This window comes from Mycobacterium sp. smrl_JER01 (assembly GCF_048513595.2).
GTDB lineage: Bacteria > Actinomycetota > Actinomycetes > Mycobacteriales > Mycobacteriaceae > Mycobacterium.
The window spans coordinates 5056891-5083711 of record NZ_JBLXXK020000001.1 but is presented as its reverse complement, the minus strand read 5'-3'; the positions used below and the strand labels follow the sequence as shown (position 1 = coordinate 5083711).

Below are 26821 nucleotides of genomic sequence, written 5' to 3'. Positions count from 1 at the left end.
TCCGCTACTTCTCTGTCGTCGTCGCGGCAGACCCGGCGATGTCCAGCGCCGCCAGGTAACCGAACGTCATCGCCGGTCCGATGGTGCCGCCGGGGCCGGGGTAGGTGTGACCCATTACCGGGGCGCTGACGTTGCCCGCAGCATAGAGCCCATCGATGATCGAACCGTCGTCGCGTAGCGCGCGGCCGCGGATGTCGGTGACGATGCCGCCCTTGGTGCCGAGGTCACCCGGCACCATCTTGGCCGCGTAGAACGGGCCGTGGTTGATCTCGCCGAGGTTCGGGTTCGGCTTGTTGGTCGGGTCGCCGTAGTAACGGTCATAGGCACTCTCACCGCGCTTGAAGTCCTGGTCGACGCCGGAGCGGGCGAAGCCGTTGAAGCGCTCGACCGTGGCCTTGAACGCGTCGACCGGCAGGCCCGTCGTGGCGGCCAGTTCGTCGAGGGTGTCGGCCTTGACGATCACACCCGACTCCAGCCACTTTCGCGGAATACGTTGTCCGGGCTGCAAGCCGGCGAAGATGTAGCGGTCACGGTAGCGCTGGTCGAACACCAGCCAGGCCGGGATGTTCTCACCGGGACCCGGCCCCTGCCCGTACTGTCCGCCGTACATGTGATGGCAGGCTTCCACGTAGGGCATGGACTCGTTCATGAAGCGCTTACCGGCCATGTTCACGATGATCGAGCCGGGGGAGTTGCGCTCCGAGAGTGCGAACCACGGGGAATCCACCAGCGGCACGGTCGGTCCCCACCAGGCGTCCTCCATGACATCGAGCGCGGCACCGAGCTTCTCCGCGGCCAGAATCCCGTCGCCGGTGTTGGCTTTTGCCCCGACCGTCCACTCCGTGGTGATGGGTGCGCGCTGGTACTTCACCCGCATCTGTTCGTTGTGCTCGAATCCGCCGCTGCCCAGGATCACTCCGCGCCGCGCCCGGATCAACTGCGGCTCAGCGCTTTCCGGGCCCGAAGTGTCTCGGACGTAGATGCCGCGGACGGCGCCGTCCTCGACGCAGAGGTCGGTCATCGCGGTGTTGAGCCGCACCGGGACACCGGCGTCGCGCAGACCGATGCGCAGCGGGGCGATCAGCGCCCGGCCCATACCGACCAGGTTCTTGCCCGTGGTGTTGGCCCACACGGACCGGATTCCGACCTTCAGGCTGCGTAAGACCCCGCGGGGATGCCGCTTGAGCTGGTTGAGTCGCACGTAGTCCTGCTGCATGACGACCATGTTCATCGGCACCTTGCCGTACGGCGGTTCCAGCCCGGCCAGGTCCGAGCCCAGCTTCTTGGCGTCGAACGGCTTCGGTTCCACCGAGCGGCCGGTGGCCTTGCCCCCGGGGCTTTCGGGGTAGTAGTCGGAATAGTTCGGCACCCAACACAGCTTCAGCGGCGAATGCTTGAGCACGAACGACAGCATCTCCGGGCCGCGCTGCAGATACGTGTCGATCTTCTCGGCCGGCACCACATCACCGATGATCGCGTGCAGGTAGGTCCGGGCCGCGTCGGAAGTGTCCTTGACCCCGTCGCGCTTGAGGACCTCGTTGTTCGGGATCCACACCCCACCACCTGACCGCGCAGTGGAACCACCATAGTGCGGGGCCTTCTCAACGACTATCGTCGAGAGGCCCTGGTGGGCCGCGGTGAGGGCGGCGACCATACCGGCCGCTCCGCTGCCGACCACGACGACGTCATACTCCTGCTCCGTCATGTAGAACACGTTATAGAATTGCCCGGCCGACTAACAACTGTGCCGGTCGAAGAAACGAGGGGACTTCACTTCATGTTGTCCGTTGAGGTGCGCGAGAAGCTCGCCGCAGACCTGGCCGAAGCCGAGCGCAGTCGGGTGCCGATCTCGCCGTTGACCGATGCCCAGCCCGGGATCGACGTGGTGGATGCCTACGAGATCCAGCTGATCAACATCCGTCAGCGGGTGGCCGAGGGGGCCCGGGTGATCGGGCACAAGGTCGGCCTGTCGTCGGAGGCGATGCAGAAGATGATGAACGTCGACGAACCCGACTACGGGCATCTGCTCGACGAGATGCAGGTTTTCGAAGACGTGCCGGTCAAGTCGGCGAACTACCTGTATCCGCGGGTGGAGGTCGAGGTGGGCTTCATCCTGTCCGACGACCTGCCGGGCGCCGGCTGCACCGAGGACGACGTGCTGGCCGCGACGGCGGCGTTCGCGCCTGCCATCGAGCTGATCGACACCCGGATCACCAACTGGCAGATCAAGTTGTGCGACACCATCGCCGACAATGCCAGCTCGGCCGGCTGGGTGCTCGGGGAGGCGCGGGTGTCGCCCAAGGACATCGATATCAAGAACATTGACGCGGTGCTGACCAATAACGGAGAGGTCGTCGCCGAGGGGCGCAGTGATGCGGTGTTGGGCAATCCGGTGACGGCGGTGGCGTGGCTGGCGCGCAAGGTGGAGAGTTTCGGTGTCCGGCTCAAGGCCGGCGACATCGTGTTGCCGGGATCGTGCACACGTGCGATAGATGCACCCGCGGGCAGCTGTTTTGTCGCCGACTTCACCGGTTTAGGTTCAGTGGAACTGAGTTTCGAGTAATTAGGAGTTCTCATGCCTGACAAGGCATCTGTGGCGATTGTGGGGTCGGGCAACATCAGCACCGATCTGCTGTACAAGTTGTTGGGTTCGGAGTGGCTGGAGCCGCGCTGGATGATCGGCATCGATCCCGAGAGTGAGGGGTTGGCGCGGGCCCGCAAGCTGGGACTGGAAACCTCGCACGAGGGCGTGGACTGGCTGCTGGCCCGCAGCGAGAAGCCGGACATGGTGTTCGAGGCCACCAGCGCCTATGTGCACAAGGCCGCCGCGCCGCGGTACGCCGAGGCCGGTATCCGGGCGATCGACCTCACCCCGGCCGCGGTCGGGCCGGGCGTGATCCCGCCGGCGAACCTGCGCGCGCACCTGGACGCGCCGAATGTCAACATGGTCACCTGCGGTGGCCAGGCCACCATCCCCATGGTGTACGCGGTGGAGCGGGCTTGTCGCGGACAAGGGGGAGTGCCCTACGCGGAGATCGTCGCGTCGGTGTCGTCGGCGTCGGCGGGTCCGGGGACGCGCGCCAACATCGACGAGTTCACCAAGACCACCAGCGCCGGGGTGCAGAACATCGGTGGCGCGGCGCGGGGCAAGGCGATCATCATCTTGAACCCGGCGGAGCCGCCGATGATCATGCGCGACACCATTTTCTGCGCGATCCCCGAGGACGCCGACCACGCGGCGATCACGGCGTCGATCAAGGATGTGGTGGCCGAGGTGCAGACCTATGTGCCGGGGTATCGGCTGCTCAACGAGCCGCAGTTCGATGAGCCGTCGGTGGTCAACGGCGGCAACCATGTCGTGACGGTGTTCGTCGAAGTGGAGGGTGCGGGTGACTACCTCCCGCCGTACGCGGGAAATCTGGACATCATGACCGCGGCAGCGACGAAGGTCGGCGAAGAGATCGCGAAGGAATCTCTGGCCGCTACCGCTGGAGGAGCACAGGCATGAGCACCGAAGACATCTACTTCAACCCCATATGGGACGTCCGGATGACGGACACGTCGCTGCGTGACGGGTCGCACCACAAGCGTCACCAGTTCACCAAGGACGAGGTGGCCGCCATCGTCGCCGCGCTGGACGCGGCCGGGGTGCCGGTCATCGAGGTCACCCACGGTGACGGGCTGGGCGGGTCGAGCTTCAACTACGGGTTCTCCAAGACTCCGGAGCAGGAGTTGATCAAGCTGGCCGCCGAGACGGCCACCGAGTCCAAGATCGCGTTCCTGATGCTGCCCGGGGTGGGCACCAAGGACGACATCAAGGAGGCGCAGAACAACGGTGGGTCGATCTGCCGGATCGCCACCCATTGCACGGAGGCCGACGTGTCCATCCAACACTTCGGCCTGGCCCGTGAACTCGGCCTGGAGACCGTGGGCTTCCTGATGATGAGCCACACCATCCCGCCGGAGAAGCTGGCCGCCCAGGCCCGCATCATGGCCGACGCCGGCTGTCAATGCGTGTATGTGGTGGATTCGGCGGGTGCGCTGGTCCTGGAGGGCGTGGCCGACCGGGTCAGTGCGTTGGTCGCCGAGCTCGGCGATGACGCGCAGGTCGGTTTTCACGGCCACGAGAACCTGGGGTTGGGGGTGGCCAACAGCATCGAGGCGGTGCGGGCCGGGGCCAAGCAGATCGACGGGTCGTGCCGCCGGTTCGGCGCGGGTGCGGGTAACGCGCCGGTGGAAGCGTTGATCGGGGTGTTCGACAAGATCGGTGTCAAGACCGGTATCGATTTCTTCGACATCGCCGATGCCGCCGAAGAGGTCGTCGCCCCGGCGATGCCCGCCGAGTGCCTGCTCGACCGCAACGCGCTGATCATGGGCTACTCCGGGGTGTACTCCAGCTTCCTCAAACACGCCATCCGCCAATCCGAACGCTACGGAGTGCCCGCCCACCAACTGCTCCACCGCGCCGGACAACGCAAACTCATCGGCGGCCAGGAAGACCAACTCATCGACATCGCCCTGGAAATCAAACGGGAACAGGAAGCCGCCTCCGCGTCATAGCGTGTCGGCGGCCCCGGGCACGATGGGGACATGACCGCGACCCGGGCCGACGCACAGGCGATCCTCGAACAACTGGCGGGGTCGGGCGCAGTCCTGCGCGACGACCAGTGGACCGCGATCGAAGCACTGGTTGTGCACCGGCGGCGCGCGCTCGTCGTGCAACGCACCGGCTGGGGGAAGTCGGCGGTCTACTTCATCTCCGCCAAGCTGTTGCGTGCCGCCGGGCACGGTCCGACCGTCATCGTGTCTCCGCTGCTGGCGCTGATGCGCAACCAGGTGGCCGCCGCCGACCGGGCCGGCGTACACGCCGCGACCATCAATTCCAGCAACGTCACGGACTGGTCGGACGTCCACGACCGGGTGCGCCGCGGAGACCTCGACGTGTTGCTGGTGAGTCCGGAGCGGTTGAACAATCCCGACTTTCGTGACGAGGTACTACCGGCACTCGCCCGCGACGCCGGTCTGGTCGTCGTCGACGAGGCGCACTGTGTGTCGGACTGGGGTCACGACTTCCGGCCCGATTACCGACGCATCCGCACCCTACTCGCCGACCTCGGTGCCGATGTCCCCGTACTGGCCACCACTGCCACCGCCAACGACAGAGTCGTCGCCGACGTGGCAGCGCAGTTGGGGGTGGGGGGAGGTGACACCCTGGTGCTCAGAGGCGGGCTGGACCGCGAATCGCTGCGTCTGTCGGTGGTGCAGGCCGGAAATCCGGCGCAGCGCGCCGCATGGCTTGTCTCACAGCTGGATTCACTGCCGGGATCCGGAATCGTCTACACGCTGACCGTGGCGCAGGCCAACGATGTGGCGGCACTGCTCGCCGAACACGGGCACCGAGTGGCGTCGTATACGGGTGCGACCGAAGCTGCCGAGCGCGAACAGTTGGAGGCCGACCTGCTCGCCAACCGGGTAAAAGCCCTCATCGCGACCTCGGCGCTGGGGATGGGTTTCGACAAACCCGACCTCGGCTTCGTGGTCCACCTCGGTGCGCCGTCGTCGCCGATCGCCTACTACCAACAGGTGGGTCGTGCCGGGCGCTCGACGCCCAGCGCCGAGGTGGTCCTGCTCCCCGGGCGTGAGGACCAGGATGTCTGGAGGTACTTCTCGTCCGTCGCATTCCCGTCGGAATCGATGGTGCGCAACGTGATTGATGCTCTGGAGCGCGACCGGCCGCAGAGCACCGCGGCGCTGGAACCCCTGGTCGATCTCGGACGGTCTCGACTGGAGATGGTGCTCAAGGTTCTCGACGTCGACGGCGCGGTACGGCGGGTCAAGGGCGGCTGGATCGCCACCGGCGAAGCGTGGGAATACGACGAGCCGCGGTACCGCACCCTTGACGAGGCACGCAGGCGCGAGCAGCAGGCCATGCTGGACTATCAGACCACCGGTGATTGCCGGATGGCTTTCCTGCGTCGTCAACTCGACGATCCCGAACTCGCCGACGACGCGCGCTGCGACCGGTGCGACAACTGCGCTGGAGTCCGTCACACCGCCGAGGTCGATGCGGCGGTCGTCGCGGATTCCCGTGACCGGCTCATGCGCCCGGGAGTGATGCTCGCGCCGCGCAAGCAGTGGCCGACCGGGCTGGGCAAGCTCGGTATTGAGCTCAGCGGCAAGATCTCCGGCGGGCCCGAGCCCGGACGGGTCATCGGACGGCTTACCGATCTCGGGTGGGGCGCACGCCTGCGGGAGCTGCTCGACGCCGACGACACCGAAGTCCCCGAGGCAGTGGTGCAGGCCGCGGTGAAGGTTCTGGCGTCGTGGGAGTGGCAGACCAGACCCACGGCAGTGATGGCGCTCGACTCGGCCCGGCATCCGATGCTGATCTCCTCGCTGGCCCGCCGGCTGGCCGAACTGGGACGGCTCACCGATCTCGGTGTGCTGCGCTACGCGCCCGACCGGCGGTCGGCCACCGCCGCGAACTCCGCGTACCGAGTGGCCGCCTTGCACGGAGCCTGGGTGCGGCCCGTGCTGCCACAGGTGACGGGTCCGGTGCTACTGGTCGACGACCTGTCCGACACCGGGTGGACGATGACCATGGCGGCACGCGAACTGCGGGCGGCGGGCGCGCCCGAGGTGCTGCCCCTGGCGATCGCTGCGACGAGCTGACTGGCCCCTCAGGCCTGACAGGTGGCCGCCGACGACCGGCCCTGCCGCCTCGGTAATGAGTCTTGACCTGCGGTGACGGCCGCCTCGGCCGGTACATCCGGCACCGTCGATGTTTGGTTGCCGCGCGGACCGGCTAGAGATTGAGGGACCGTAGACCGCAGACTCGAAGGAGTGATCCTCAATGACCGCGTCCGTGACGAACGTGCGCCGCGGCCTTTTCGGAGTATTCGCCGGTGGCCTGCTGGCCTTTGGATCGGCGGCGATCGTCGTCCCGGTGGCGAATTCCCAGCCGTCCCAGCCTGGAGCCCCTGACTGCTCGGCGAGCAATGTCGCCGGCACGGTGAGTTCAGCCGCTGCTGCCGAGGGGACCTACCTGGCGGCCAACCCTGAGACCAATGAGGCGCTGACGAGTATCTCGGCCCAGTCGCAGCCCGAGACCCAGGGAGCGTACGCGTCGTTCTTCGCGCAGAACCCGCAGGTCCAGGACCAGTTGGCGGCGATCCATGAGCCGGTCAGTGCGCTGCGTAGCCAGTGCGGTGTCGAGTTGATTCCGACGCCGGTCGCGCACGCCGTGTGGAGCGCCACCGAGCCCGGGGAAAACCCTTCGGCCGCTGAGGTTCCTGAGGTGATCGCACCTCCGGGCCCTGCGGGCGAGCCTGGCTCGATGCCGATGAGCTGACCCACAGTCGAGAAAGCGCTGACCCACAGTCGAGAAAGCCCTGCCCTGCCGCGCATCAGCGCGGCAGGGCAGGGTTGTCTGTAGATGTATGCGACCGGGCGCCGCCGAGCTGAGCCGTGACCGCATCGGCGGTGGCCACCACAGCGCGGGCGCGCTCGTTGATCTCCCGGTCGGTCAATGCCTTCCCGATGTGCATCGAGGTGACCATCACCTGCCGACGGTAGTGGTCGAACACCGGTGCGGAGATCACACTGATCTCGTGTCGGCCCTGTCCCGAACTTTCCTCGCGGAGGTACACCCGCTCCCCGATGTCGGATACCAGTTCTCCGAGGAGCGCGCGCAATTCGTCGGGGAGCTCGGTCGGCATGCCCGCCATCAACGAATACAGCCTCCGGCCACCCGCAGTCTGGCGTTCCACCAGGTACCCGTCAGCCCGGCACGCTGCCACCACCCGCTTGAGCCGCTCGGTGTCGGTGCGCAACGGAATCGTGGGTTGCCGCCGCAGCCAATCCTTTTCGGCCTCATCATCCCAGAGCACGAACATCAAGCCGACCGGTGGTGCGAACGGGTAGCTCTGACCGACCTGCACGCCGGGGTTGGCGCCGGCGGGCGCCACCAGATCGAGCAGCGTGATGCGATCGCCGATGACCGCCGACAGCGCGGCGGTGGCATCGAACCGAGTGCACAACCGGCGTAGCTGCTCACGTGCGGCCGGGCTCACCCGCATCGACTCCTGTGCCCGGTGGCCGAGGGTGATCAACGACGGGCCCAGGCGGTACGTCTTGTCTGCGGCGTCGCGGACCAGGTAGCCGGCATCGCTCAGCGCGGCCAGGATTCCCAGACAGGTCGGCTTGGTCAAACCGACCCGGCGGGCCAGCTCGGACACGCCGAAGCGCTCCTGCGGCCGGTCCGCCAGAAAATCGAGCACGCGCACCACCCGATCGGTCGGTGGAGATCCGCGCCCCGGCGAGGCTGAAGACATGGCGGCACCTTACCCCCTTATGGTCCAAATATGGAACGACACGGTAGATATATTGACTCTCGGTAGAACAGGTTCTAGTTTGGGGCTGTGTTCGCGCAGCCGCTGACCGAAGCCATCGCCGAAGCCGAGGCGCTCGTCGCCTCCGCGCCGTTCATCGAATCCGAGGCCGATCTCCTGGAAGGTCTGCAATACCTGGCGGGGTGCATCGCAGCCTGCACCCATGTCGCTTTCGACTACGACCGCGACCATCCGTTTCTGCACAGCGGCACCGGCCCGTTCACCAAGATGGGTCTCGACAATCCGGACACCATGTATTTCGGCACCCGAGTGCAACCCGGGCACGAGTACGTGGTCACGGGCAGGCGCGGCACCACCACCGATGTCAGCTTCCAGTTGCTCGGCGGGGAGTACACCGACAAGGTCGTGCCGGACAGCGAGACGGCGTTCGACGACCGCAAACTACAGATCGATGCCGACGGAACGTTCGAGTGGCGCTTCACCCCGGAGGTGCCGTCCCAGCTCGTGATCCGCGAGGTCTACAACGACTGGTCCGCGCAGCGCGGCTCATTCGCGATCGCGCGCACCGACACGGCCGGGACCGCGCCCCCTGCGCTGACTCGTGAACTCATCGAGAAGCGCTACGCGATGGCGGGAAAGCAGCTGGTGCAGCGGGTGAAAACCTGGCTGCAGTTTCCGCAGTGGTTCTACAACGACAGCGAGCCGAACACCATGGTGGCCCCCCGGCTGACCCCGGGTGGACTCGCCACCCAGTATTCGTCGGCCGGTCAGTTCGACCTCGCCGAGGACCAGGCGCTGATCATCACGCTGCCGGTCACCGATGCGCCGTACCTCGGCTTTCAGCTCGGCAGCCTCTGGTACATCTCCCTGGACTACATCAACCACCAGACCTCGCTCAACGGAACTCAGGCCCAGGCGGATCCGGACGGCACGATTCGCATCGTGGTCTGCGACCAGAATCCCGGCGTGACCAACTGGGTGGAGACGCTGGGGCATCGGAAAGGCTATCTGCAGTTCCGCTGGCAGCGGGTGTCTCGTGAGCTGACGCCGGCCGACGGACCGACGGTGGAGCTGGTAAGCGTCGACAAGGTCGCCACGACGCTGCCGTACTACGAAGCGAACAAAATCTCAGAGGAAGACTGGCGTGCGCGGATCGCGCTGCGTCAGAAGCAGATCGGCGAGAGAATGGTGGGTTGAGTCGTGGCCGAATCCCAAGGACTTCTGCAGGACAAGGTCGTCGTGATCAGCGGCGTCGGTCCGGCGTTGGGGACGACGCTGGCGCGGCGCTGCGCGGAGGCGGGCGCTGATCTGGTGCTGGCGGCGCGCACCGTCGAGCGGCTCGACGACGTGGCCAAGCAGGTCACCGATCTGGGCCGGCGTGCGATCTCGGTCGGCACCGACATCACCGACGATGCGCAGGTGAACAACCTTGTCAGCGAAACGCTCGAGGCGTACGGCAAGGTGGACGTCCTGATCAACAACGCGTTCCGGGTTCCCTCGATGAAGCCGTTCGCCAACACCACGTTCGAACATATGCGGGACGCGATCGAGTTGACCGTATTCGGTGCGCTACGCATGGTTCAGGCGTTCACCCCGGCACTGGCGGAGGTGAACGGGTCGGTGGTCAACGTGAACTCGATGGTGGTCCGGCATTCTCAGGCCAAGTACGGTGCGTACAAGATGGCCAAGTCGGCGCTGCTGGCGATGTCACAGACCTTGGCAACTGAGCTGGGGGAGCAGGGAATCCGGGTGAATTCCGTTCTGCCCGGATACATCTGGGGCGGAACGCTGAAGAGCTATTTCGAGCATCAGGCCGGCAAATACGGAACCAGCGTCGACGACATCTACAACGCGGCTGCCGCCGGTTCGGACCTCAAGCGGCTGCCGACTGAAGACGAAGTGGCCTCGGCCATTCTGTTCATGGCCAGCGACCTGTCCAGCGGGATCACCGGCCAGTCTCTCGACGTCAACTGCGGGGAGTTCAAGGCCTGATATGAGCGGACGTACCAATGTGGGCACGGTCGACGATCTGCATGCCTCGGCCGTCAAGGCCTGCGGCCTCACTGATTTCGGCTCCGACGACGACAACTATCGCGAGGCGCTGGGTGTCCTACTGGAGTCGTTCCAGCGCGACGCCGATCTGACCGAGCTCGGCAGCAAGATGCACCGGTTCTTCGTCAGGAATGCCCTGGTCGCGCGGCTGGTGTCGGAAGCGGCCTTCAAGCAGTACCCCGAACATGTGGATGTGCCCATCGAGCGGCCGATCTTCGTGACCGGGTTGCCGCGCACCGGCACCACGGTCGTGCACCGTCTGCTGGCCGCCGACCCACGACATCAGGGGTTGGAGTTGTGGCTGGCCGAGTTCCCACAACCCCGTCCGCCGCGCGACACCTGGGCGCAGAACCCGGTGTTTCAGCAACTCGACGCGCAGTTCACCAAGGCGCACGAGGAGAACCCCGATTACACCGGGCTGCACTTCATGACCGCCGACGAGGTCGAGGAATGCTGGCAGCTGCTGCGCCAGTCGCTGCATTCGGTGTCCTACGAGACCCTGGCCCACCTACCGACGTATTCGCGGTGGCTGGCCGGCCAGGATTGGACCAAATCCTACCTACGGCACCGCCGCAACCTGCAGCTGATCGGTCTCAACGACACTGAGAAGCGTTGGGTGCTCAAGAATCCCAGTCACCTGTTCGCACTCGATGCGTTGTTCGCCACCTACCCGGACGCCCTGGTGGTGCAGTGTCACCGCCCGGCCGAGACGATCATGGCGTCGATGTGCTCGCTGGCTCAGCACACCACCGAGGGGTGGTCCAACACGTTTGTCGGCGACGTGATCGGAGCGGATTCGATGGAGACCTGGTCGCGGGGGCTGGAGCTGTTCAATGCCGAACGCGCCAAACATGACCCGGCACAGTTCTACGATCTCGACTACTTCACGCTGATCAAGGATCCGGTCGATGCCGTCGCCGACATCTATCAGGCCTTCGGTATCGACTTCACCGACGCCGCGAGGGAATCGGTGTCGAGTACGCACGAGGAGAGCAAGAAGGGGCCTCGCGCGCCGAAGCACACCTACTCGTTGGCCGACTACGGGCTTACCGACGAGCAGGTCAAGGAGCGCTTCAAGGACCTCTGACGGCTCGGCGCCGCCATCCACGGGCTCGTTCGGTCGACACGCCGGAGAGTGGACGAATCAGCCGTCGCCAGGAGATGGCGCGCTGGAGTATTCCTCCAGGCAGCCCTCGGCTACGGCGTGCCTGATGCTGTCGGCAAGCCGCGGGCACGACCGGGACCGCGCGGGATCGCCGCCTGCGGTGCGGATTTCGGAGAAGTGGGCGCATCGCTGCGTGGCCTCGGCATTCCACTGCACCGACGTGTGGGTTGGCCCGAGCTTCTTCACCTGAACCGACACGTGGCAGAACCGGCAGTCCACCGACACCAGCCCCGAGGTCAGGTACCGCTCGCGGTCGCGCTGCGTACTTTCCCGCACCGCCGCCGCACGGTCCGGGTCGGATGCGAAGTCCGGTGCCTTGCGCCAGGATCCATGCCCCTCGACGGGCCCGGCCGGGTGTGGGTGTGCGTGTTCCTCGTCGTCGTGCCCGTGCAGCAGCAGCATCGACCGGGCGAGGCGGTCCACATCCGGTTGCTGAGTCATGAGCGTCGGGCTCCGATTTCCGCGGGGCTCACGTCGACTGCTTTTCGGCTTCCCTGGCTTTCAGGTTCTCCTGCACTTCGACGGTCCACTTCTCGTTGGCGATTGTGGTGTCGACCTCCATCTCGAAGCGGTCGGTCATCTCGGGCGTCACATCGGCGACGTCGACGTAGAACTGCTGATACCAGCGTCGCATCTGGTACACCGCACCGTCCTCTTCCACGAGCAACGGATTGTCGATGCGGGTCTTGTGCTTCCAGATCTCGACGTCTTGCAGGAAGCCCTTGCTGACACCGTCGGTGAACGCGTCGGCCAATTTCTCGGTGGTCTTGTCGTCAAGCCCCTTGGGTTTCTCGACGATGACACCCCACTGCAAGACGAACGAGTCCTGCGTCACCGGGTAGTGGCAGTTGATCAGGATCGACTCGGCCTTGAAGTCACCGTAGGTGTTGTGCAGCCAGTTGATCATGAACGACGGGCCGAAGTAGCTAGCCTCCGAATCCAGGGACGCGTCACCGTAGGCGGTGCCCATGTCGTTGACGTCCGGCCGGCCCACGTTGTGCAGGTACTGGCTGGCGATGTGCCCCTCGAAGACGTTCTTGAAGTACGTCGGCAACCCGAAATGTATGTAGAAGAAGTGGGCCATGTCGGTGACGTTGTCGATGATCTCGCGGCAGTTGGAACCCTCGATGAGCATGGTGTTCCACTTCCAGTCGGTCCATTCGCCGCTGGACCATTCGGGGATCTCCGGAATCCGGACTTCCGGTTGCGGGGGGTTGCCCTCGTGGTCGTGCCATACGAACAGCAGTCCGCCCCGAACGTCGGTGTGCCAGGCGCGCGTGCGAGCCAGGCGGGGGGTGCGCTTGGCGTAGGGGACCAGCTTGCATTTGCCGTCGCCGCCCCACCGCCAATCGTGGAACGGGCAGGCGACCTCGTCACCTTTCACGGTGCCCTGGGCCAGATTGCCTCCCATGTGCCGGCAGTAGCCGTCCAGGATGTTCAGTTCGCCCTTGGAGTCGGCGAAGACGACCAGCATGGTGCCGAAGATCTCGATCCCGTGCGGTCGGCCGTCCTGAAAATCCTTGACCGGCCCCAGGCAGTGCCAGCCCCGGGCAAACCGGTCGGGCAGTGTGCCGGTGTCGATCTCGCGAATTGTCGCGGCTCCCGCAGTTGACTCGGTGCTCACCTCGGGCCTCCCGTTGTTGGCTTCTAACTAGAACACGTTACAGTTTTTGGCCGCGCAGACGCAATCCGACGGCCACTCACCTGCGCAGAAAGTGACCAAAGACCTTTCCCGCTCGGAGTACCCACCGGGCCCCCGGCGATACCTGCGTCCGGCGCCAGCCTTCCATCGCCCAGCCTTCTATATAGTGAACAGCGTGTTCACTAATGTTGGAATCCGGACCCGGCCCTCGGCCGGAGTCGGCGGCGCGCGCCCGGCCAGGCCGTGGCAGGCGGTCGCCGCGGCCATCTTCGCCATCGCCTGGGGCGGCAACGAGTTCACCCCGCTGCTGGTCATGTACCGGGCCGACGGTGGCTTCTCCGCACTGACGGTCGACCTGCTGCTGTTCGCCTATGTGCTGGGCATCGTTCCCGCCCTGCTCGTCGGCGGTGCGCTGTCGGACCGCTTCGGGCGCCGCCCGCTGATGGTGCCCGCGCCCGTACTGGCCGCCATCGGGTCGTTGATTCTGGCTTTCGGCGCCCAGTCCGCGCTGGTCCTCGGGCTGGGCAGGGTCTTCAGCGGTCTGGCCCTGGGCCTCGCGATGGCGGTCGGGGGGAGCTGGATCAAGGAGTTGTCCAGCCCGCCGTGGGACGATGGCACGGCCGGCGCCCGCCGCGCCGCGATGAGCCTGACGGCCGGCTTCGGCCTCGGAGCCGCGGCCGCAGGGGTGCTGGCTCAGTGGGCGCCCGCACCCGCGGTGTTGCCCTATGCGATCAACATCGCAATGGCGCTGGCAGCGGGCGCCCTGCTCGGCAGCGCGCCCGAGACCCGTGCGCGCACTGATACAGGGCGGCCCTGGTGGACCGATCTCAGCGTGCCGGCTGCAGCCCGGCGTCGGTTCCTCCGCGTCGTGCTTCCCGTCGCCCCGTGGGTGTTCGGCGCCGGGGCGACGGCGTACGCGGTGTTGCCCGCGCTGATGGCGCAGCATGTCGCCACGGCGCCCATTGCGTACTCGGCATTGCTGTGTCTGGTCGCGCTCGGCGTCGGTTTCGGCGTGCAACATGCCGGCAGGCGGTTGGTCGGCGACGGTATCGGTGGCATCGTGGCGGCATTGGTCCTCCTGATCGCTGGCATGGCGATGGCCGCATGGGCGGCCGCCGTCCTGACGGTGTGGGCCTCGGTGGTGGCGGCGGCGGTGCTTGGCGGGGGGTACGGTCTCGCGCTCCTGGCCGGGCTGCAGCAGGTGCAGCGCCTCGCCGGGCCCGACGACCTGGCCGGGCTGACGGCGGTGTTCTACAGCCTCTGCTATCTCGGCTTCGGGGTGCCGGCGGCGATGGCGTTTGTGGCAGGGGCGGCCGGGCTGTCCTATCCGACCATGTTCGTGGTCGGCGCGTGCGCCGCGGTCGTCTGCCTGGTCGCGGTGGCGGTCGGGAACAGGCGAACCGCGGCCATAAGCTGACGGCATGGTCAACCGCCGCGGTCGTCCCCGCAGCGCGGCCGTGCGCGAGAAAGTGGTGCGGGCCGCTGCCGAGCTCGCCCTCGACGGGGGCTCGGGAGCGGCAACGGTCGACGCCATCGCCAAACGCGCCGAGGTGAGCCGCACGACGATCTACAAGTGGTGGCCCTCTGCGTCCGCGATCGTGCTCGAGGGGCTGTTGGACGCGGTGCGGGACTCGATAGTGCGCCCGCCGGGCAGTTCGACGGTGCAGGCGCTGGTTCATCACGTCAGGGCGCTGTTCGACATCCTCGCCGACCCGGCCGTCGGGCCACTGCTGCGCAATGTGATCGCCGCCTCGGCGTCCGATCCGGCGATCGAGCGCGCGTTGCTCGATCAGTGGATTGCGCCACGCCGCGCGGCGGTCGCCGTCACGCTGCGCGAAGCGGTCACCGCCGGCGATCTACCCCCCGACACCGACGTCGAGGTCGCGGTGGACGCATTGGTGTCTCCGCCGTACTACCGGCTGATGCTCGGGATGGCGCCGCTGGATGACGACGCGGTCAACCGGCTCGTCCGGACGGTGTGGCGAGGTTGCCGAACACCATCTGCTCGCTGAGTTCCCACAGGCGCCGTGCGGAACGCGGATCCACGGCATGCGGCGCGACCTCGGCGGGAATGTCGAGATCCGGGCTGTTGGTCATGGGCCTGGGTTCGGGATCCAGCGGCGAGACGTCGCTGTCCTTGAGGTAGACACCCCCGACCCCGGCAAGGTGCGGACTGGTCGCGGCGAAGACGATCGTGGCGGCGCCCTGCTGGGGAGTCTTGCGCCCATGTTCCGGCACGATGATCGGCCGGCCGTCGTCGTCGACCAGACCCATCTCGCGCAACTGTTCTTCGCCCACCGCACTGTTCAGATTCGTGCCGACCACGACGCCGGGGTGCACGGCATACCCGCGGATGCCGTCGGCGGACCACCGGCGGTCCAGCTCCACGGCGAACAGCACGTTGGCCGTCTTGGACTGCGCATAAGCCAGCCCGGGGTCATAACCGGTGGTGAAATGCAGATCGTGCCAACGGATGTCAGAGAGCCGGTGGGCACCCGAGGAAACGTTGACCACCCGGGCACCACGCGCAGCCCGCAGGGCCGGCAACAGGCCGAGCGTCAGCTGGAAATGGCCTAGGTGATTGGTGGCGAACTGGGCCTCGAAACCCCTCGCATCAACGGTCCGTTCGGCAGGGGCGGGCAAGCCCGCGCAGTTGATCAGCATGTGCACCGCGCGATCGGATGCCAGCCAGCGTTGCGTGAAGCTCTCGATGGACTGCGGATCCATCAGGTCGAGCTGCTCGACCGCCACGCCGTCGATGTCGGCCACCGCGGCTGCCGCGCGCTGAGGTGATCGTGCCGCGACGACGACGCTCGCCCCGGCCGCGGCGAGAACCTTGGTCGTCTCGCGACCCAAGCCCGAATGTCCGCCCGTGACAACCGCGTTCGTGCCATGCAGATCAACACCCCGGATGACGTCGTCGGCGGTGGACGCCGCGGTGAAGCCGGTTCCGATCGGGTGCTGTTCGTGGTGCGGTTCCATGGTCCCTCCAGGGCGTAACATCGTGAAACGGAGCGGTGCTCCGGTAACGATATGGAACAACGTTCCGTTTAGTCAAGAGGGGTCATCGTGCGCGCTGACGCGCAACGCAACATCGGCGCAGTCGTCGAGGCTGCCGCCGCGGTGTTCGCCGAGTCCGGGGTCGACGCCCCGGTCCGGGAGATCGCCGCACGGGCTGGGGTGGGCGTCGGCACGCTCTACCGGCACTTTCCCCGGCGCAGCGACCTCGTCATCGCGGTGTTCCAGCACGAGATCGACGAGTGCGCCGACGCCGCCGTCGAACTCGCGACGCGCCACGATCCGCTGGAAGCGTTGATCAGGTGGCTGCACAGGTACACCGAGCTCATCGCGACCAAGCGCGGCCTCGCGGCTGCCCTGCACTCCGGAGACCCTGCGTTCGACACCTTGCCCGCCTACTTCGACCAGCGGTTGGAACCCGCGTTGCGGTCGCTCCTGCTCGGCGCATCCGGTGCGAATGCCGTGCGGGCCGATATCGCGCCGAACGATCTACTGCGTGCGGTAGCGAACCTGTGCCTGCCCGGAGATGCCGACCAGTCGGGCCACGCCCGGCGCATGGTCGATCTGCTGATCGATGGATTGCGTCACGGCACGGGCGATTAGTTGCCCTGCCAGCCCGAGTGGATGTAGGTGTCGGCGAAGCGCTTGAGCGAGTCCTTCTTCTGCTCGATCGGCGCGTCGAAGCCGAGGCCGTCAAACACCCAGGGGATCACGATGTTGTCGGTGACCCCGGCCTCGGCGAGCTCGCGGTGTCCGTCGACGCCGAACTTGTCGATGCACACCGCCTGGAACTCGAACGGCTCATCCGCGCGGCCGTACTCGGCGCGCAGCGTGTTGAGCTTTCCGATGGTCTCGGCGAGCTGGTCGCCGGTCATCATCGCGCTCGTCCAGCCGTCACCCACCCGGGCTGCGCGTTTCAGCGCCACCTCGGTGTGCCCGCCGACGTAGAACGGCACCGGCCGGCTCGGGGCGGGGCTCATCTGCAACCGGTCGAAATCGTAGAACTCGCCGTGGAATTCGACCATGCCGCCGGCCAACACCAGCTTGATCACCTCGATCATCTCGTCGACGCGCTTGCCGCGCTTGGCGTAGGGCACCCCACACCACTCGAATTCCTCGGGTGCCCAGCCGATCCCGACGCCGAAGCCGAAACGGTTGCCGGTCAAGTTCGCGACCGACCCCACCTGGCGGGCCAGCAGCAGCGGGTTACGGGAACCGAGCTTCATCACGTTGGTGTAGAAGCGCAACGTGGACGTCACCGCCCCCATCGCGCCGGCCGCGATCAGCGGGTCCACCCACGGGGTGTCCTCGTTCCACATCCGCGACCCGTCGGGTGTGTACGGGTAATCGGCCGCTTGCTTTTCCATGTAGAACAGCGAATCCGGCAGCGCGATCGAGTCGAAGCCGACTTCCTCAGCGGTGCGGGCGATCTCGACGAGCTGGTCGATTGGTCCCATCGCCACGCTGCAGGTGTACTGCATCCGCGTCAGGTGCCCGGCTTGTCGCTGGAGACAACCCACATCGAGTAGTACTGCGCGCCGCCGCCGTAGGCGTGTCCGAGTGCCTTGCGGGCGCCCCGGACCTGATGCTCGCCGCCCTTGCCCATGACCTGGATCGCCGACTCGGCGAAGCGGATCATGCCCGAGGCGCCGATCGGGTTCGACGACAGCACGCCACCGGACGGGTTGAACGGGATCCGGCCGGTCATCTCGGTCTCGCCGGCCTCGGTGAGCTTCCAACCCTCGCCCTCCGGAGCGAAACCAAGACTCTCCAGCCACATCGGCTCATACCAGGAGAACGGCACATAGACCTCGGCGACGTCGATCTCGTCAATCGGGCTGGTGATACCGGCGGCCTTCCACAGCGCCGCGGCCGCATCGCGGCTCGCCTGTGGATTGACCTGATCACGCCCGGCGTAGGCCAGCGGCTCGGTGCGTAGTGCGGTCGCGTGAACCCACGCCACCGGATGGCCTTCTGCGACGCGTGCGTCGGCACTGGCCTCGTCACCGATCACCATGGCCGCGGCCCCATCGGATGACGGGCACGTCTCGTCGTAGCGGATCGGGTCCCACAGCATCGGCGACTCCATCACCTTCTCCAGCGTGATGTCGGGCTGATGCAGATGTGCCAACGGGTTCTTGACCGCGTTGAGGCGGTCCTTGACCGCCACCATCGCGCCGATGTGCGTCGGGGCGCCGGACCGGCGGATGTAGGCGCGGATGTGCGGCGCAAAATAGCCGCCCGCGCCGGCGCCGACCGGCTTGGTGAACGGCACCGGGATGCTCAACGCCCACATGGCATTCGATTCGGACTGCTTCTCCCAAGCCATCGTCAGCACTCGGCGGTACTTGCCCGATTGCACCAGGCTGGCCGCTACGACGGCCGTGGAACCGCCGACCGACCCGGCGGTGTGGACGCGGATGAGGGGTTTACCCGTCGCGCCCGTCGCATCGGCCATGAACAGCTCGGGCATCATGACACCCTCGAAGAAATCCGGCGCCTTGCCGACGACCACGGCGTCGATGTCGGCGAAGGTGACACCGGCGTCCTCGAGCGCGCGGTCGATGGCCTCACGGACCAGCCCGTTCATCGAGACGTCCTTGCGCTTGGCGACGTACTTCGTCTGCCCGGTACCCAGGACGGCAGCGAGTTTCTTGGCCATGGCTAGATCTTCTCCTCTTCGCGCCAGCGGCTCATCGCGGGTCACCTTCCAAAACTGCGACCAGATTCTGTTGCAGCGCAGGGCCGCTCGTCGCATGCGCAAGCACACGGGAAGCGCTGCCGTCGAAGATGTGCCGGGCCGCCAGGCCGATCCGCTCCAGGCCGGCCGAGAACATCGGGTTCGCTGCGAGCGCCCCGCCGGACGGGTTGATCTCGGTGCTGTCCGGAAGTCCGATGGCCTCTTTGAGAATCAGCTGTTGATGGCTGAACGGCGCACAGAGTTCGGCGATCTCGATCGACGACGCATCGCCACCGGTTGCGGCCTGCGCCGATACCGCAGTCGACGGCGACGTGGTCAGATCACGCGCACCGAGCACAGGTGTCTCGATGCGATGCTCGATACCGGTGATCCAGGCCGGATGCTCCCGCAGCTCGCGGGCGCGGTCTCCGGCGGCGAGCACGATCGCCGATGCACCGTCGGTGATGGGGGCGATGTCGTGGCGACGCAGGGGTTCTGCGAAGTAGGGCTGCTCCAGAAGCTCCTCGACGGTGCTGCCGGACTCCAGGCGGTCCACCCGCGGTGACGCCGCCTGTGCGTCCAGCGCGACCTGCGCCATCTGCTCGGCGGTCCACTTACCCGAGTCCAGTCCGAATCGGGCCTGCAGGCCGGCCATACTCACCGAGTCGGGCCACAGCGGCGCCACGGTGTACGGGTCGGTCTGCAATGCCAACACCCGCCGCAGCGTGCCCGCCGACGACTTGCCGAACCCATAGACCAGCGCGGTCTGCACCTCACCGGTCAGGATCTTGATGTAGGCCTCATACAGCGCCCACGCGGCGTCCATCTCGACGTGCGACTCGTTGATCGGCGGCACCGCGCCGATGGAGTCGATCGCCGAAATGAACGAGAATGCGCGGCCGGCAAGGTAGTCCGACGAACCCGAGCACCAGAAGCCGATGTCGCTCTGGGTGATTCCGAGCTCGCTGTAGAGCTGGCGGAAACACGGCATGAGCATCTCCACGCCGTTGGTGGTGCCGTTGGTCCGGCGGACGTGGGGTGCGTGCGCGAACCCGACGACTGCAACTTCACTCATGCGCGATCCCACTCCGCTTCTGGCTGGAAAGTCATTGATCTATTCCTCAGAGGTGATGCTTATAGGTGTCGTAGTCGGCGTCGGGTTCGCCTGTCGGCCGGAAGTAGTCGATGTTGTCGATGCCAAGACCCCACTCCTCCTTGGGTTTCCACACCGCCTGAACCCGCATTCCCATCCGCACCTCGGCCGGATCGATCTCGGTGACCAGGTGCAGGAAGGGAATGTCGGCGCCGTCGAGCAGGACGTAGGCCGCGACGTAGGGGGGTTTGATGCGCTGCCCGGCGAACGGGATATTGATGATCGCGAACGTCGTCACCGTCCCCTTGTCGGGCAGTTCGACATAGTTGTCGAGCTCCAGACCGGTGGCCGGGTTGGCTTCCTTCGGCGGAAAGTAGACCTTGCCGTCGTCGCCGGTACGGGCGCCGAGCAGCTTGCCCTGTTCCAGTGCCCGCAGAAAGGTGCTCTCCGGAAGCGACGCGGTGTGCTGGATCTCGATCGAGGTCGGCACCACGATCATCGTCACCGGGTCCAGGCCCTCCGGCGCGGGTGGGACGTCCTCGGGCTGATCACCGGGGACGAAGTAGGCGATGTCGGTGATCGAACCGACCGGCTCCTCGACCCAATGTGCTCTCACGCGTGCACCGGTGCTGATCGCATCGGCAGACCCCGCGTCGACCGCGTGCAGCAGCGGGGTGTCGGCGCCGTCGAGCGTGATCAACGCCCAGGCGAACGGCCGGTCCAGCGGCTGGCCCTCCAACGGCTCGGGCTGCCACGTCCACGAAACGACCGTGCCTACGCTGGCCACCGGTACGATCTCGGTCAATTGCTGCCAGGTGACGGGGTCGTATTCGGCGGGCGGGACAAGCACCTTGCCGTCCGAACCGCGGACTCCGACGATGCGCCGCTCGCGCAGGGCAGTGAAGAACTGACCGAGAAGCGGTCCTACCGAACGGGTGTAGTCGAATGCGAGCTTCAGCGGAGCGGAAAGCGGCGGCTCATGCGGATCGATCTGCACCGGGCTGCTTTGGCTGGTGGTCACGGCATCGAGTAGAACAGGTTCTAAGAATGGTTTCAAGGACGGGTCTGGAGGCGACCGGATGAAGTTGGGTTTGCAGCTCGGGTACTGGGGCGCACAGCCGCCCGACAACCACGCGGAACTGGTCGCGACAGCCGAAGAGGTCGGCTTCGACACCGTCTTCACCGCAGAGGCGTGGGGGTCGGACGCCTACACACCGCTGGCGTGGTGGGGACGTGAGACGACGCGGATGCGGCTCGGCACGTCGGTCATCCAGCTTTCGGCACGCACGCCGACAGCGTGCGCGATGGCTGCTCTGACCCTCGACCATCTCTCCGGCGGTCGCCACATCCTGGGACTGGGTGTCTCGGGACCGCAGGTCGTCGAGGGCTGGTATGGCGCGAAGTTCCCCAAACCCCTGGCTCGCACCCGCGAATACGTCGACATTCTGCGCCAGGTCTGGGCGCGGGAGGCTCCGGTGCGCAGCGACGGCCCGCACTACCCGCTGCCGTTGACCGGGGAGGGAACCACCGGCCTGGGCAAGAACCTCAAACCGATCACCCATCCGCTGCGTGCTGACATTCCGGTGATGCTGGGCGCCGAGGGGCCCAAGAACGTCGCGTTGGCCGCCGAGATCTGTGACGGCTGGCTGCCGATCTTCTACTCGCCCCGCATCGCGGGCATGTACAACGAATGGCTCGACGAAGGTTTCGCGCGGCCCGGTGCCCGACGTACCCGTGAGACGTTCGAGATCTGTGCGACCGCGCAGGTCGTCGTCACCGACGACCGTCCGGCGATCATGGAGTTGATGAAGCCGCACCTGGCGCTCTACATGGGCGGGATGGGCGCCGAAGACACCAACTTCCACGCCGACGTGTACCGCCGGATGGGCTACGCCGAGGTGGTCGACGACGTCACCAGACTCTTCCGCAGTGACCGTAAGGACGAGGCGGCCAAGGTCATCCCGGACGAGTTGGTCGACGATTCCGCCATCGTCGGAGACCTGGGCTACGTGCAGGAGCAGATCAAGGCGTGGGAAGCGTCCGGAGTGACGATGATGGTCGTCGGCGCCCGCTCGCCCGAGCAGATCCGCGATCTGGCCGCGCTGGTCTGAACGGCACGACAATACACTTTCTTGCCGAGTGTCTAGTGCACGCTCTAGATTGACGGTGTGACCGACGTTACGTCTCGACACACCATCCAAGGAACCGTCCTGACCATGCCGGTGCGGGTGCGCACCGCCCATCAGCACACCGCGATGTTCGTGGTGGACGCCGACGCCGCTCAGCGCATGATCGACTACAGCGGCCTGCGAGTGTGCCGCTTCGGTCGAGGTGACCGGCGGGCGCTGGTGGTCCTGATGCTGATGCGCTACGAGGACACCGATCTGGGCCAGTATTACGAGTACGGCACCAATGTCATGGTGAACCCGCCCGGGTCGCGGGCGAGCGGTCTGCGGGCACTGCAGTCCGCCGGCGCCTTCGTCCACCACCTGCCGGTGGATCAGACGTTCACCCTGGAGGCCGGCCGGACCATCTGGGGGTATCCGAAGGTGTTGGCTGATTTCACCGTTCGCGGAGCGAACAATGGGGCCACCGTTCGCGGAGCGAACAAGGGTGCTGGAGTTCGCGGAGCGAACGAGGGTGCTGGAGTTCGCACCAGCCGCCAGTTCGGCTTCGACGTCAGCATCGACGGTCAACTGGTCGTCAGTATGGAGTTTGCGCCCGGCCTGCCGATTTCCGCATTGGTCAGCGGACGCAGGCAGGTGCATTCGACGTATTCGCATCTCGACGGCGTGACCCGCGAGACGGCGGGGGAGATGGTGCTCTCCGGTGTGCGTTATCGGCCCGGCGGAGTTCGGCTCCGGCTCGGCGAACATCCCTACGCCACAGAGCTTTCCGCCCTGGGCTTGCCAAAGCGCGCGCTCGTGTCGAGTTCGGCGGCCAACGTCGACATGACCTTCGCCGACTCCACGATCATCACCTAGGAGCCTCATGACCTCGACACTTTCCGGGCTGGACGTCGACCTGGCCGACGGCAACTTCTACGCCGACGGCATGGCTGCGCGGGAGGCCTACCGATGGATGCGCGCCAATCAGCCTGTCTTCCGCGACCGGAACGGACTCGCCGCCGCCACCACTTATCAGGCGGTGCTCGATGCCGAGCGCAATCCCGAGTTGTTCTCCAACACCGGGGGTATCCGGCCGGATCAGCCGGGCATGCCCTACATGATCGACATGGACGACCCCGCGCACGTACTGCGGCGCAAGCTGGTCAACTCCGGCTTTACCCGCAAGCGGGTGATGGACAAAGTTCCCTCGATCGAAAAGCTCTGCGACACACTGATCGACGCCGTCTGTGAACGCGGTGAGTGCGACTTCGTCCGCGACATCGCCGCCCCGCTGCCGATGGCGGTGATCGGCGACATGCTCGGCGTTCTGCCCGAGGAACGCGACAAGCTGTTGACGTGGTCAGACGACTTGGTGTGCGGACTGTCGTCGACCGTCGATGAGGCGGTCATCCAGAAACTGATGGAGACGTTCGCCGCGTACACCGCCTTCACGATGGAGGTGATCGCCGACCGGCGGGCCGCTCCCCGCGACGATCTGTTCTCGATCCTGGTCAATGCCGAGGTCGAGGGACAGCGGATGTCTGACGACGAAATCGTGTTCGAAACACTGCTGATCCTGATCGGCGGGGACGAGACGACGCGGCACACCCTGTCCGGCGGCACCGAACAGCTGCTGCGACACCAAGATCAGTGGCAACGGCTGGTAGCGGATGCGCAGCTGCTGCCCGGCGCCATCGAGGAGATGTTGCGCTGGACCTCACCGGTGAAGAACATGTGCCGCACCCTCACCTCGGACACCGAATTCCACGGCACTGCCTTGAAATCCGGCGAAAAGATGATGTTGATGTTCGAATCGGCCAACTTCGATGAAGCCGTGTTCGGTGACCCCGAAAATTTCAGGATCGACCGCAATCCGAACAGCCATGTCGCCTTCGGCTTCGGCACGCACTTCTGCCTGGGCAATCAGCTGGCCCGCCTCGAACTGAGGCTGATGCTGACCAAGGTGCTGCAACGCCTCCCTGACCTGCGGCTCGCCGACGACACGGCGCTCCCGCTGCGGCCGGCGAACTTCGTCAGCGGGTTGGAGTCGATGCCGGTGGTGTTCACCCCGTCGAAGCCGGTTTTCGGGTAGCTCGCGCGGGCGTTCTGCCCGGCCGGTTCTGACGGCCTCAGGCGTCCGTGCCGTCGGCGGCGCAACTCGGCACCACCGGAAATTCGGGCCCTCCCGCGGTCACGGTGGCTGCTCGCTGCAGAAGTGCGTGCAAAGCTGACAGTTCGTCGGGTTCCAGGGCGGCGAACATCCGGTGCTCCAAGGCGGCGAGCGCCGTCTCGGCCTGTGCCAACCGATCGACACCGGGTCCGGTCACCACCACGGTGTGCCTGCGCCGGTCCTGAGGCGAACGCCGACGCTCGACCAGGCCGGCGGACTCCAGGTCGTTGAGCAGCGCGACGACGTTCGTGGGGTCGATGCCCAGGGATTCCGCGAGACCTGCCTGGCTCTGCTCACCGAAGTCGCGCAGCAACGTCAGGGCGATGATGTGCCGCGTCCGCAGCCCGACCTTGGCGATCTCTATCTCGGCCGCTCCGCGCAGCCGGCGCAGCACCAGATCCAACAACGGTCCGAGTAACAGCTCCGACTGCGCACCCGCACTCATCTGCGTAAGGGTACGGGAATGGTTTCAGGGTCGATGGTGTATAGATAGTTTGTACACCATAAACGATATGTAAGGGATAGCTGATGCCACACCTGCTGCACATCGATTCGTCGATCCAGGGCGAGCAGTCCGTCAGTCGGAGTCTCACCGCGCGCGCGGTCACCCGGTGGCGCGCTGCCCATCCGGACGGCACCGTCACCTACCGCGACCTGGCCGCCGACCCGCTGCCCCACCTGGATCCGCGATCCTCGGCAGAACTCAGCGCCGTCCTGATCGCCGAGGTCCAGGCCGCCGACACCGTCGTACTCGGCCTTCCGCTCTACAACTTCGGGCCACCGAGCACGATCAAGGCGTGGGTCGATCACATCGTCGCTGCCGGATTGTCGTTCGACGCGGCGACCGGAGCGGGCTTGTTGGGGGACACCGAACTGCTGGCGATCGAGACCCGCGGAGGCGGCTACGGACCAGGGACCCCGCGCGAAGGCTGGGACCACGCGCAGACCTGGCTGACCCACGGGGTCTCGTTGACCGGCCTGCGCCCACGCTTCATCGTCGTCGAGCTCACGATGGCCGAGGCCAACCCGGCGATGGCCGAGCTGAAACCGCTGGCCGCGCAGAGCCTGGCCGCCGGCCAGGCCGAGATCGACCGGCTGTGGGATGCCGGCGAATCCGCCGCCTGAGTGGGGGCCTCAGTGTAGATAGGGGTCACTGCCGCCCAGTGCGAGCAGACGATGTCGCACCCGTCCGGCCGCGGCGATGATGTAGTCGTCGCGCGCCGGGTTCGCCAGCATCCCGGGGGAGTCCGGGGCGTGACGGGCCTTCTTCTCGGTAAGGCGCTGCGCGAGCGTGACGAATGTGCCTTGCTGGGTAGCGGTGTTGTCCGCAGTCGTCAACGCGTCTGACGAGGGCGTCTCTGCGAATTCGAACTCGCTGAGCGCGTCGAGCAGTCCCAAGATCGGTGCGACGAATCGGCTTCCCGAGTGATGCGCGACGAGCGCACAGACTGCCTGCGGCCAACCCTCGTCGCGCAGATACAGAGCACCGTCCAGCGGGTGAAAGCCGGTTACGGCCAAGTCGGGGCAATAGCCGATATCGTGCAACCAGCCGGCCGCCACCAGTGCGTCGACGTCGGTGTCGGCAACCACGGCCGAAAGCGCGTCGGACCGCGCAGCGACCGCGGCGAGGTGCTTGAACCTGGTGGGTTGATCGGCCATCAGCTCGGCGGCCAATGCGCGGGCAGCGTGAGTGAGGGCACCGGACACGCCCGCGGAGGCTACCGCAGCGTGGTGAACGACCTACTTCATCTGGAAGTTCGGAGCGCGCTTTTCCTTGAACGCTCGCGGGCCTTCCTTGGCGTCCTCGGACAGGAACACGGGAATCCCGTTGGCGGTATCGGGCTTGAACGCCTCCTCTTCGTGCATGCCCTCCGTCTCGCGGATGGTCTTGAGAATCGCCTGGACCGCGAGTGGTCCATTGCTGTTGATCACCTCGGCGATCTCGAGTGCCTTGTCCAGGGCGGTTCCGTCCGGAACCACATAGCCGATCAATCCGTACTGCTTGGCCTCGGCCGCGGTGATGTGGCGTCCGGTCAGCAGCAGGTCGCACGCGATCGTGTAGGGGATCTGTCGCACCAGGCGCACCGCGGAACCGCCCATCGGATACAGGCTCCACTTCGCCTCGGAGATACCGAATTTCGCGCTCTCACCGGCGATGCGGATGTCGGTGCCCTGCAGGATCTCGGTGCCGCCCGCGATGGCGGGCCCTTCGACCGCGGCGATCAGCGGTTTGGTCAGGCGACGGCCCTTCAAGAGTCCCTCGATCTTGGACGGGTCGTAGCTGCCGTCGGCGAACGAGTCACCCGGTGGCTTCTTCGACGCCGCTTTGAGGTCCATGCCCGCGCAGAAGTAGCCGCCCGCGCCGGTCAGGATGCAGGTCCGGATCTCGGGATCCTCGTCGACGCGGTTCCACGCGTCGACCATGATCGAGAGCATCTCACCCGAGAGCGCGTTGCGCGCCTGCGGCCGGTTCATCGTGACGATCAGGGTGTGTCCGCGCTGCTCAACGAGACAGTCGGGCTGCTTCTCAGGTTCGCTCACG

The 26821-nt window shown here is 66.3% G+C and carries 27 protein-coding genes; 15 read left to right on the top strand and 12 right to left on the bottom strand.

Annotated elements, in window-relative coordinates; translation table 11 throughout:
- Positions 1–4 precede the first annotated feature (4 nt).
- Positions 5–1705, bottom strand: a complete 1701-nt coding sequence (gene kstD / locus ACNUDN_RS23865; RefSeq protein WP_419124198.1) for a 3-oxosteroid 1-dehydrogenase — start codon at positions 1703–1705, stop codon at positions 5–7.
- A 72-nt stretch (positions 1706–1777) separates the two neighbouring features.
- Here kstD and ACNUDN_RS23860 point away from each other — a divergent pair, with 72 nt between their 5' ends.
- The 5 genes from ACNUDN_RS23860 to ACNUDN_RS23840 all read left to right on the top strand — a co-directional run bounded on the left by ACNUDN_RS23860 (position 1778) and on the right by ACNUDN_RS23840 (position 7351).
- Positions 1778–2563 carry a 2-keto-4-pentenoate hydratase gene (locus ACNUDN_RS23860; protein ID WP_419124197.1) on the top strand — a complete coding sequence of 262 codons (786 nt, stop codon included), beginning with the start codon at positions 1778–1780 and terminating at the stop codon, positions 2561–2563.
- A 12-nt stretch (positions 2564–2575) separates the two neighbouring features.
- Positions 2576–3508: an acetaldehyde dehydrogenase (acetylating) gene (locus ACNUDN_RS23855; protein WP_419124196.1), complete on the top strand. Its 933-nt coding sequence runs from the start codon at positions 2576–2578 to the stop codon at positions 3506–3508.
- The gene (gene dmpG / locus ACNUDN_RS23850; protein WP_419124195.1) at positions 3505–4560 is read left to right on the top strand and encodes a 4-hydroxy-2-oxovalerate aldolase; all 1056 of its coding nucleotides are present in this window, start codon (positions 3505–3507) and stop codon (positions 4558–4560) included. Before ACNUDN_RS23855 ends, dmpG begins: the two co-directional genes overlap by 4 nt.
- A gap of 30 nt (positions 4561–4590) precedes the next feature.
- The gene (locus ACNUDN_RS23845; protein ID WP_419124194.1) at positions 4591–6672 is read left to right on the top strand and encodes a RecQ family ATP-dependent DNA helicase; all 2082 of its coding nucleotides are present in this window, start codon (positions 4591–4593) and stop codon (positions 6670–6672) included.
- A gap of 181 nt (positions 6673–6853) precedes the next feature.
- Complete coding sequence (locus tag ACNUDN_RS23840; RefSeq protein ID WP_419124193.1) at positions 6854–7351, top strand: hemophore-related protein; 498 nt, start codon at positions 6854–6856, stop codon at positions 7349–7351.
- Between the two features lie 55 nt (positions 7352–7406).
- Here ACNUDN_RS23840 and ACNUDN_RS23835 read toward each other — a convergent pair whose 3' ends face one another.
- Positions 7407–8333: an IclR family transcriptional regulator gene (locus tag ACNUDN_RS23835; protein WP_419124192.1), complete on the bottom strand. Its 927-nt coding sequence runs from the start codon at positions 8331–8333 to the stop codon at positions 7407–7409.
- Positions 8334–8420: 87 nt separating this feature from the next.
- Here ACNUDN_RS23835 and ACNUDN_RS23830 point away from each other — a divergent pair, with 87 nt between their 5' ends.
- Genes ACNUDN_RS23830 through ACNUDN_RS23820 form a run of 3 tightly spaced genes read left to right on the top strand, consistent with a single transcriptional unit; the run spans position 8421 to position 11490 of the window.
- The gene (locus ACNUDN_RS23830) at positions 8421–9548 is read left to right on the top strand and encodes a hypothetical protein (protein ID WP_419124191.1); all 1128 of its coding nucleotides are present in this window, start codon (positions 8421–8423) and stop codon (positions 9546–9548) included.
- Between the two features lie 3 nt (positions 9549–9551).
- Positions 9552–10343 carry an SDR family oxidoreductase gene (locus tag ACNUDN_RS23825; RefSeq protein ID WP_431960749.1) on the top strand — a complete coding sequence of 264 codons (792 nt, stop codon included), beginning with the start codon at positions 9552–9554 and terminating at the stop codon, positions 10341–10343.
- A 1-nt stretch (position 10344) separates the two neighbouring features.
- Positions 10345–11490, top strand: coding sequence for a sulfotransferase family protein (locus tag ACNUDN_RS23820; protein ID WP_419124190.1), 1146 nt, complete (start codon positions 10345–10347; stop codon positions 11488–11490).
- Positions 11491–11547: 57 nt separating this feature from the next.
- On the opposite strand, the gene ACNUDN_RS23815 is transcribed toward ACNUDN_RS23820, so the two are convergent.
- Complete coding sequence (locus ACNUDN_RS23815) at positions 11548–12009, bottom strand: hypothetical protein (protein ID WP_419124189.1); 462 nt, start codon at positions 12007–12009, stop codon at positions 11548–11550.
- Between the two features lie 28 nt (positions 12010–12037).
- Positions 12038–13159, bottom strand: coding sequence for a 3-ketosteroid-9-alpha-monooxygenase, oxygenase component (locus ACNUDN_RS23810; RefSeq protein ID WP_419125283.1), 1122 nt, complete (start codon positions 13157–13159; stop codon positions 12038–12040).
- Positions 13160–13403: 244 nt separating this feature from the next.
- Between ACNUDN_RS23810 and ACNUDN_RS23805 the strand changes: the two genes are divergently transcribed.
- Positions 13404–14627, top strand: coding sequence for an MFS transporter (locus ACNUDN_RS23805; RefSeq protein ID WP_419125282.1), 1224 nt, complete (start codon positions 13404–13406; stop codon positions 14625–14627).
- A 4-nt stretch (positions 14628–14631) separates the two neighbouring features.
- On the top strand, positions 14632–15222 hold the full coding sequence (locus ACNUDN_RS23800) for a TetR/AcrR family transcriptional regulator (RefSeq protein WP_419124188.1): 591 nt from the start codon (positions 14632–14634) through the stop codon (positions 15220–15222).
- Here ACNUDN_RS23800 and ACNUDN_RS23795 read toward each other — a convergent pair.
- Positions 15167–16192, bottom strand: coding sequence for an SDR family NAD(P)-dependent oxidoreductase (locus ACNUDN_RS23795; protein WP_419124187.1), 1026 nt, complete (start codon positions 16190–16192; stop codon positions 15167–15169). The two genes, ACNUDN_RS23800 and ACNUDN_RS23795, sit on opposite strands and share 56 nt — an antisense overlap.
- 87 nt (positions 16193–16279) lie before the next feature.
- On the opposite strand from ACNUDN_RS23795, the gene ACNUDN_RS23790 reads away from it, so the two are divergent.
- Positions 16280–16831: a TetR/AcrR family transcriptional regulator gene (locus ACNUDN_RS23790; RefSeq protein WP_419124186.1), complete on the top strand. Its 552-nt coding sequence runs from the start codon at positions 16280–16282 to the stop codon at positions 16829–16831.
- On the opposite strand, the gene ACNUDN_RS23785 is transcribed toward ACNUDN_RS23790, so the two are convergent.
- The 4 genes from ACNUDN_RS23785 to ACNUDN_RS23770 are packed head-to-tail and all read right to left on the bottom strand — an operon-like array spanning position 16828 to position 21022.
- Positions 16828–17709 (bottom strand): TIGR03619 family F420-dependent LLM class oxidoreductase, encoded by an 882-nt coding sequence (locus ACNUDN_RS23785; RefSeq protein ID WP_419124185.1) that lies wholly within the window; start codon positions 17707–17709, stop codon positions 16828–16830. The genes ACNUDN_RS23790 and ACNUDN_RS23785 overlap by 4 nt on opposite strands.
- Positions 17710–17714: 5 nt before the next feature.
- Positions 17715–18890, bottom strand: coding sequence for a thiolase family protein (locus ACNUDN_RS23780; RefSeq protein WP_419124184.1), 1176 nt, complete (start codon positions 18888–18890; stop codon positions 17715–17717).
- A 31-nt stretch (positions 18891–18921) separates the two neighbouring features.
- Entirely contained in the window at positions 18922–19983 is a 1062-nt protein-coding gene (locus tag ACNUDN_RS23775; protein WP_419124183.1) for a thiolase family protein, read from the bottom strand.
- Positions 19984–20029: 46 nt separating this feature from the next.
- A complete protein-coding gene (locus tag ACNUDN_RS23770) occupies positions 20030–21022 on the bottom strand; it encodes a Zn-ribbon domain-containing OB-fold protein (RefSeq protein WP_419124182.1) in 993 nt (330 codons plus the stop codon).
- 58 nt (positions 21023–21080) lie between these two features.
- Between ACNUDN_RS23770 and ACNUDN_RS23765 the strand changes: the two genes are divergently transcribed.
- From ACNUDN_RS23765 to ACNUDN_RS23755, 3 genes are all read left to right on the top strand, one after another.
- Positions 21081–22112, top strand: coding sequence for an LLM class F420-dependent oxidoreductase (locus tag ACNUDN_RS23765; protein WP_419124181.1), 1032 nt, complete (start codon positions 21081–21083; stop codon positions 22110–22112).
- A gap of 105 nt (positions 22113–22217) precedes the next feature.
- Positions 22218–22985, top strand: a complete 768-nt coding sequence (locus tag ACNUDN_RS23760; protein ID WP_419125281.1) for an acetoacetate decarboxylase family protein — start codon at positions 22218–22220, stop codon at positions 22983–22985.
- 7 nt (positions 22986–22992) lie between these two features.
- On the top strand, positions 22993–24201 hold the full coding sequence (locus ACNUDN_RS23755; RefSeq protein WP_419124180.1) for a cytochrome P450: 1209 nt from the start codon (positions 22993–22995) through the stop codon (positions 24199–24201).
- Positions 24202–24238: 37 nt separating this feature from the next.
- On the opposite strand, the gene ACNUDN_RS23750 is transcribed toward ACNUDN_RS23755, so the two are convergent.
- Entirely contained in the window at positions 24239–24724 is a 486-nt protein-coding gene (locus ACNUDN_RS23750; protein WP_419124179.1) for a MarR family winged helix-turn-helix transcriptional regulator, read from the bottom strand.
- A gap of 83 nt (positions 24725–24807) precedes the next feature.
- Here ACNUDN_RS23750 and ACNUDN_RS23745 point away from each other — a divergent pair, with 83 nt between their 5' ends.
- Positions 24808–25404 carry an FMN-dependent NADH-azoreductase gene (locus ACNUDN_RS23745; protein WP_419124178.1) on the top strand — a complete coding sequence of 199 codons (597 nt, stop codon included), beginning with the start codon at positions 24808–24810 and terminating at the stop codon, positions 25402–25404.
- Positions 25405–25413: 9 nt separating this feature from the next.
- On the opposite strand, the gene ACNUDN_RS23740 is transcribed toward ACNUDN_RS23745, so the two are convergent.
- Both ACNUDN_RS23740 and ACNUDN_RS23735 read right to left on the bottom strand, forming a co-directional pair.
- A complete protein-coding gene (locus ACNUDN_RS23740) occupies positions 25414–25986 on the bottom strand; it encodes an HD domain-containing protein (protein ID WP_419124177.1) in 573 nt (190 codons plus the stop codon).
- Positions 25987–26019: 33 nt separating this feature from the next.
- Complete coding sequence (locus ACNUDN_RS23735; protein ID WP_419124176.1) at positions 26020–26820, bottom strand: crotonase/enoyl-CoA hydratase family protein; 801 nt, start codon at positions 26818–26820, stop codon at positions 26020–26022.
- Position 26821: the final 1 nt, after the last annotated feature.